Here is a 6,703-nt window from a genome sequence, read left to right as displayed (position 1 = left end):
GCCAATCGCGCAAGCCGAGAAATCTGGCTGCATCACGTCGATTTTCAACAAAATCATTAAAAATCAATGGCTTGTGTTTTATTTCAGGCATTGGGCGCCGGCCTGGCACACGGCTTGCGAAATAGAGACCATCAAACACGGTGCCGCGCCGGGCCGGAAGCAAGAAGCAGAAGGCAATACGGCGCGCACCGGTCAACGAACTGGTCTCCACGGAGAATGCAAATGGCGAATACCAATCTGTTCCAAGGCCTGCGCGGCCGCTTCCTGCCACCGGCGGACACGATCAACGAAGCGGGCGGCCCGGCCTATGCCCTGGGGCGCGAGCACAGCCTGGCCCAATACGCGGCGACCGGCTGCCTGAACGGCACCTTCTACGCCAGCGCCGAAGTGCAGCTCGACGCCGTGCTGGCGCTGTGCGAAGACGTGGACCCGGCCTTTATCGCCCGGACCGCCGTGTATTGCCGCGAACGCGGCTATATGAAGGACATGCCGGCCCTGCTGGTGGCGGCGCTGACCCTGCGCGGCCCGGAGCACCTGCCGGCGGTGTTTGGCCGCGTCGTCGACAACGGCAAGATGCTGCGCAATGTGGTGCAGATACTGCGCAGCGGCGCGGTGGGCCGGAAATCCCTGGGCACGCGGCCGAAGAGGCTGGTGCAGCAGTGGCTCAACGGCGCCGGCGAGCGTGCGCTGCTGGCCGCATCGGTGGGCACGCGGCCGTCGCTGGCCGATGTGGTGAAGATGGTGCACCCGAAGCCCGCCGAAGCCTGGCGTGCCGCCTTTTTTGCCTGGCTGATCGGCAAGCCGTATGATCCGGCCGCGCTGCCGCCGATCACGCAGGCCTACGAGGCTTACAAGCAGGCGCGCGCCGAAGGCCGGCAGGCGCCGGTGCCGGAGGTGCCGTTCCAGATGCTGGCCTCGCTGGACCTGGATGCCCAGGCCTGGGCCGAAGTGGCGCGGCAGGGCGGCTGGCAGATGGTGCGCATGAACCTGAACACCTTTGCGCGTCACGGCGTGTTCGCTTTGCCTGGCATGGCGGAGGACATCGCGGCAAAGCTGCGCGATCCCGCCGCGATTGCACGGGCCCGGGTGTTCCCGTACCAGTTGCTGGCCGCCTGCCAGGCGGCCGGCGACGAGCTGCCGGCAGTGGTGCGGGACGCCTTGCAGGACGCACTGGAGCTGGCGTTGGCCAACGTGCCGCAGGTGGAGGGGCGCATGGTGGTCTGCCCGGACGTTTCGGGCTCCATGCACTCGCCGGTGACCGGTTACCGGGCTGGCGCCAGCAGCGCGGTGCGCTGCGTGGATGCGGCGGCGCTGGTGGCCGCCACCTTCCTGCGCAAGCAGCCGGATACCGTGGTGGTGCCGTTCAAGGAAGACGTGGTGACGCTGAAGCTGAACCCGCGCGACACGGTGATGACCAATGCGCAGAAGATGGCGGCGATCGGTGCCGGCGGCACCGACTGCAGCGCGCCGCTGGCCTGGCTGAACCATCGCCGGGTGAGCGCCGAGCTGGTGATGCTGGTGTCGGACAACCAGTCGTGGATGGATGCCCGCCACGGCGCCACGCAAACGTTGCGCGAGTGGGAGCGTTTCAAGAGCCGCAATCCCAAGGCTCGGCTGGTGTGCCTGGATATGCAGCCTTACGCCCGCAGCCAGGCGCCGGAGCGGGACGACATCCTGAACATCGGGGGCTTCTCCGACTCGGTGTTCCAGGTCGTCGCCGCCTTTGCCGCCGGGCAGCTGCAGGCCGGGCACTGGGTGGGAGAGATCTCGGCGGTGACGCTGTGATGTGTCGAAGCGAGGTCGAAGCGAGGTCGAAGTGACGTTGAAGCGAGGTCGAAGTGACGTTGAAGCAAGGCTGAAGTGACGTTGAGCTGAAGTCGCAGCTTGCGAAGTTCGGCGGTGGCTGGCGAATGCCGGACAGACTACATCCAGGTTACGTCTGTCCTGACCCTTGTCGCCGGTTGCCGCCACCCGAGCCGGCATACCCCAAGCGTCCCCCACGGCGCCTGCGGTATGCGGACTTGCCACGAATGCCGGCCTGGATTACATCTGGTGATTGCCGGTTCGAATCCGGCCGCTGCCGCAAGGCGGCGTTTATCCGGGCGATCCTTGTCGTGGCGATGCCGCATTCTTTTATGTTGACGGGCGAATGCCTGTGGAACTACATCACTATTAATGAGGAGGCAGCGGGTTCGACTCCCGCCGCTGTGCCGGTGATCCGGGGCAGCGTAGCTCAACGGTAGAGCACCGGTTCCACAAATCCTTGTCGCCCACTTTATTGGTATCTTGCCGGCGGTTGCCGGTGCTGTTCCGCCCTCAGGGCATAGAGAGAAGACGAGATGAACACCAAGGAGCACTACGAAGTATTCCAATCCGGCAAGGGCCGTCCGGTCAAGATGTGGACCCATGGCGTGCCGGTCGAGGCCGAGGCGCGCGCGCAGCTCGCCAACACCGCGCAGATGCCCTTTATCTTCAGGCACCTGGCTGTGATGCCGGACGTGCACCTGGGCAAGGGTTCCACCATCGGCTCGGTGATCCCGACGCGCGGCGCCATCATCCCGGCGGCGGTGGGCGTGGATATCGGCTGCGGCATGATTGCCGTCAAGACCACGCTGTGTGCCAGCGACCTGCCCGACAACCTGGGCCCGCTGCGCAGCGCGATCGAGCGCGCGGTGCCGCACGGCCGCTCGAATAACCGCGGCGGGCGCGACAAGGGCGCCTGGGGCGATGTGCCGGCCACGGTGGATGCGGGCTGGGCGGCGCTGGCCGGCGGTTTCGCGCGGATCACCGGGAAGTACCCGAAGCTGACGCGCACCAACAACCGCAATCACCTGGGTACGCTGGGTACCGGCAACCACTTCATCGAGGTCTGCCTGGACGAGAACCAGTCGGTCTGGTTCATGCTGCACTCGGGTTCGCGCGGGGTGGGCAATGCCATCGGCAATACCTTTATCGAGCTGGCGCAGGCGGATATGCGCCGCCATTTCATCAACCTGCCCGACCGCGATCTGGCCTACCTGGTGGAAGGCAGCGAGCACTATGAGGACTATGTGTTCGCGGTGGAGTGGGCGCAGCAATATGCACGGCGCAACCGCGAGTTGATGATGGCCAACGTGCTGGACGCCGCGCGCGCCGTGATCGGCAAGCCGTTCGGCACGGAGATGGAGGCGGTCAACTGCCACCACAACTACGTGCAGAAGGAGCGCCACTTCGGCGAGGACGTGCTGGTGACGCGCAAGGGCGCGGTAAGCGCCCAGGCCGGCGAGCTGGGCATCATTCCCGGCTCGATGGGGGCCCGCTCCTACATCGTGCGCGGCAAGGGCAATGAAGAGGCCTTCTGCTCCTGCAGCCACGGCGCGGGCCGTACCATGAGCCGGACCGAAGCCAGGCGCCGGTTCTCGGTCGACGACCAGCAGCGGGCCACGGCGGGCGTCGAATGCCGCAAGGATGCCGAGGTGATCGATGAGATCCCGATGGCCTACAAGGACATCGATGCCGTGATGGCTGCGCAGTCCGACCTGGTCGAGATCGTCCACACGCTCAAGCAGGTGGTGTGCGTGAAGGGCTGATGGAAGGGCGCCCCGGGGTACGCCCGGTGGCACCCCTTCCGTCCAGGCCGCGCCGGGATGGCGGCAGGGACAAATCGAATAAAACGAATAAAAACGAATAAGACGAGTCATGGCAATGATTGAAATCGACGGCTCCTACGGCGAGGGCGGCGGGCAGATCCTGCGCACCGCGCTGTCGCTGGCCATGGTGACCGGCACGCCGGTGCGCATCGCCAATGTGCGCGCGCGGCGCAGCAAGCCCGGGCTGATGCGCCAGCACCTGACCGCCGTGGTCGCGGCGCAGGCGATCAGCGGCGCCCGTACCGAGGGCGCGGCGATCGGCTCGACCACGCTGACCTTCGAGCCCGGCCCGGTGCGCGCCGGCAACTATGACTTTGCCATCGGCACCGCCGGCAGTTGCACGCTGGTGTTGCAGACGCTGTTGCCGGCACTGTGGAGCGTGGCCGGCAACCATGGCTTCACCCTGGCGCTGTCGGGCGGCACCCATAATCCCATGGCGCCGTCGGCGACCTTCCTGCGCGACGCCTGGCTGCCGCTGATGGCGCGCATGGGCGCGGTGGCCGGCCTCGCGCTGCGCCGCCACGGCTTCTATCCCGCGGGTGGCGGCGAGCTGACGTTAAGCGGCCGCACCGGCGCGGCCTGGCAGCCCTTGGCGCTGGAGGCGCGCGGCGCGCCCGGCCTGGCCGAAGCGCACGCGCTGATTGCCGGCGTGCCGCACCACGTGGCGCGGCGCGAACTGGACCTGGTGGGCGAGCGGATGGGCTGGGAGGCCGGCCAGCTGCACGTCGGCGGGCTGCGCCATGAGGAAGGGCCGGGCAACGCGGTGTTGCTGACCTTGCCGTTCGAGCATGTCACTGAGGTGTTCTGCGAGTACGGCGAGAAGGGCCGTTCGGCCGAGAGCGTGGCTGGCGCGGCCTGCCGCCAGGCGCGCGCCTACCTTGCCGGTACGGGGGCGGTGGGGCCGCACCTGGCCGATCAGCTGCTGCTGCCGATGGCCCTGGCCGGCGGCGGCAGCTTCACCGTCGATGAGGTCACCGGCCACCTGCGCAGCAATGCCGAGGTGATTCGCAAGTTCCTGCCGGTGGATATCGAGTTCGAGCCGCTGGGGACGTGCACGCGCGTGGCGGTGGGCTGATTTATCGCCTGCGTTGTCAATGGCGGAGATCCAACACCCGCGCAGTCCTGCTCTGTCAATTGCGCGGGCCGTGGCGGCATACTAGCCGGCATGGCATCGCGCCATGCGGCTTCTTATCATGCCGCGCTTTCCCGGTTCCATGTTGTCGCGCCGCTGCCCAGGAGCCAGGAGGAGCTGGGGAAAAGCCGCGCGATGCGAAATGGATGGAAGTGAGGTGCCACGGGTTCTGGCAACGTCAACAGAGGATGGAAATCGGATGGGATATCTGGCAAAGCAGTCTTTCGTAGCGCTGATGGCAAGCGCGGCCTTGCTTGCGGGTTGCTCCACGGTGCCCGACAAACCGGTGGAGAAGAGCGAGGCAAGATCCGCTCAGCCCGCTCAGCTTGCTCAGCCCGCTCAGCCCGCTCAGCCTACGGAGGATGTGCAGGAAGCGAAGGCCGCGCAATCGATCGCCGACGGCGTACGGCTCCTGCGGTCGGGAAAGCCCAATGAGGCCATCCCCATCTTCAGTCAGCTTGCGGCTGACTATGAAATCAGGTTCAACGACGGAAACACGAGATACTTCAGCGCCAGAAACCAGGTGGAGACCCTGCTGTACCTGGCCACGGCTGCCAGTGAGAAGACCGGGAATGCCAGCGTTGTCACGCCGAACTGGGCTTATTCCTATTATCTGACGGCCTACGCTCTCGCGGAACTCGGCCGCATCCCCGAAGCCAAGGCATCGCTCGACAGGGCATTGAAGCTGTCGCCCAGGAATTCACAGTTTCTTTCCGAGCTTGGCAATCTGTATCAGCGGGAGAAGAACTGGCAATCCGCCCTGCAGGCATTCCAGCGCGCGGAATCCGCGGCCAGGGAAACCTCACCGGAACATGCGCGGAACCTGGAACTGGCCCGCGCCTGGCGCGGTATCGGGTACGTGTACGTGGAACAAGGCCGTCTCGACGACGCCGAGCGCATATACCGGCAATGCCTTGAACTAAACCGGAACGATACCGCGGCGTCGAAGGAGCTTCTCTATGTCCAGGCGCTGCGGGACAAGCAGAGAGCCAGGCAATAGCGGAATGGCAGCCCAGGCGGGCACCGACCGTTCAGCGCGGCGCGGTGCCGCGCGCCTTGCCCGGCGCCAGCAGGTTCCATTCGAGCAGGGCGACGAATCCCCCGTGCAGGAGATGACGAGGCGTTCACCGTCGACATGGTCGAGTTCGCCCGGCGGCAAGGCATGCGGCTCGCGCCAGGCCTGGGCCTGGATCACGTGCAGCAGGTTGTTCTTGACGCGCGCCAGGCACTCGTGGCGGCCGTAGGCGCGCAGCATTGTGTTGATGCGCTCGGGCGGCTGCGAGAAGTCGAGCGTGCGCTCATTCTCGGTCCAGAAGGGATAGTAGCTGCCTTCGCCCTGCGGCCGGGCGCATTCCCAGAGCGTATCCACGCCGGAGGCGCACTTCGTGCGCCAGCCGCGACATGGCACGCTGGGTTTTCAGGTCGAGGCTTTCATGCGTTTCGTCGGAAGAGAGTTCGAACACGCGCTGGGCGAGGATGTCGCCCCGGTCGAAATGCTTGCTGACCTTGTGGCAGCTCGCGCCCCAGCTGACATGTCCGTCGAGGATGGCCCGCGGCAGCGGATAGGGGCCGCGCCCCACGGGCAGCGGCGAGGGGTGGAAATTGATGGCCTTCGGGATCCGCGAAGCCCAGTCGCCGATGCGCCATTGGTAGCTGGCCACCACCAGGAGATCGCACCCGAGATCGCGCAGGCCGTCGAGCGATGCATCGTTCATGGGGGATAGCTGGATGTCGATCTTGCGTTCCTCGGCGAGGCCGAGGACGGCTTCGGTGCGATGCATGCGGCCGTCGACGCGCGCGCAGAAGAGCTTTACCGGCTCCCAGCCGCGCTGGATGAAGGCCTTGAACACGCCCAGGTAGCGGTCCGATGCGGTGATGGCGAAACGCCTTGGCGAGAACGGCGCCGGCCTGGCAGGCTGATCGACGCTATCGGGTTCGGGAC

Annotated in this window: 7 protein-coding genes; 4 read left to right on the top strand and 3 right to left on the bottom strand. The window is 66.3% G+C overall.

What is annotated here, in order from left to right:
• Positions 1–196: hypothetical protein (locus tag P3W85_RS36615; protein WP_276268377.1), on the bottom strand; the 196-nt coding region annotated here is incomplete at its 3' end.
• Between the two features lie 26 nt (positions 197–222).
• On the opposite strand from P3W85_RS36615, the gene P3W85_RS36610 reads away from it, so the two are divergent.
• The 4 genes from P3W85_RS36610 (at position 223) to P3W85_RS36595 (ending at position 5,761) form a co-directional block, all read left to right on the top strand.
• Positions 223–1,785 carry a vWA domain-containing protein gene (locus P3W85_RS36610; RefSeq protein WP_276268376.1) on the top strand — a complete coding sequence of 521 codons (1,563 nt, stop codon included), beginning with the start codon at positions 223–225 and terminating at the stop codon, positions 1,783–1,785.
• A 554-nt stretch (positions 1,786–2,339) separates the two neighbouring features.
• A complete protein-coding gene (locus P3W85_RS36605; RefSeq protein ID WP_276268375.1) occupies positions 2,340–3,569 on the top strand; it encodes an RtcB family protein in 1,230 nt (409 codons plus the stop codon).
• Between the two features lie 115 nt (positions 3,570–3,684).
• A complete protein-coding gene (rtcA, locus tag P3W85_RS36600) occupies positions 3,685–4,704 on the top strand; it encodes an RNA 3'-terminal phosphate cyclase (RefSeq protein WP_276268378.1) in 1,020 nt (339 codons plus the stop codon).
• Positions 4,705–4,960: 256 nt separating this feature from the next.
• Entirely contained in the window at positions 4,961–5,761 is an 801-nt protein-coding gene (locus tag P3W85_RS36595; RefSeq protein WP_276268374.1) for a tetratricopeptide repeat protein, read from the top strand.
• On the opposite strand, the gene P3W85_RS45690 is transcribed toward P3W85_RS36595, so the two are convergent.
• Together P3W85_RS45690 and P3W85_RS36590 are read right to left on the bottom strand one after the other, a co-directional pair.
• Entirely contained in the window at positions 5,681–6,016 is a 336-nt protein-coding gene (locus tag P3W85_RS45690) for a hypothetical protein (RefSeq protein WP_430869689.1), read from the bottom strand. The genes P3W85_RS36595 and P3W85_RS45690 overlap by 81 nt on opposite strands.
• A 43-nt stretch (positions 6,017–6,059) precedes the next feature.
• The coding region (locus P3W85_RS36590) for a formyltransferase family protein (protein WP_276268373.1) at positions 6,060–6,703 on the bottom strand (644 nt) is incomplete at its 5' end.

Origin of the sequence: Cupriavidus basilensis (genome assembly GCF_029335485.1) — a bacterium.
Taxonomy (GTDB): domain Bacteria; phylum Pseudomonadota; class Gammaproteobacteria; order Burkholderiales; family Burkholderiaceae; genus Cupriavidus; species Cupriavidus basilensis_E.
The sequence above is the reverse complement of the archived record's forward strand: the minus strand, read 5'-3'. Positions and strand labels throughout refer to the sequence as shown.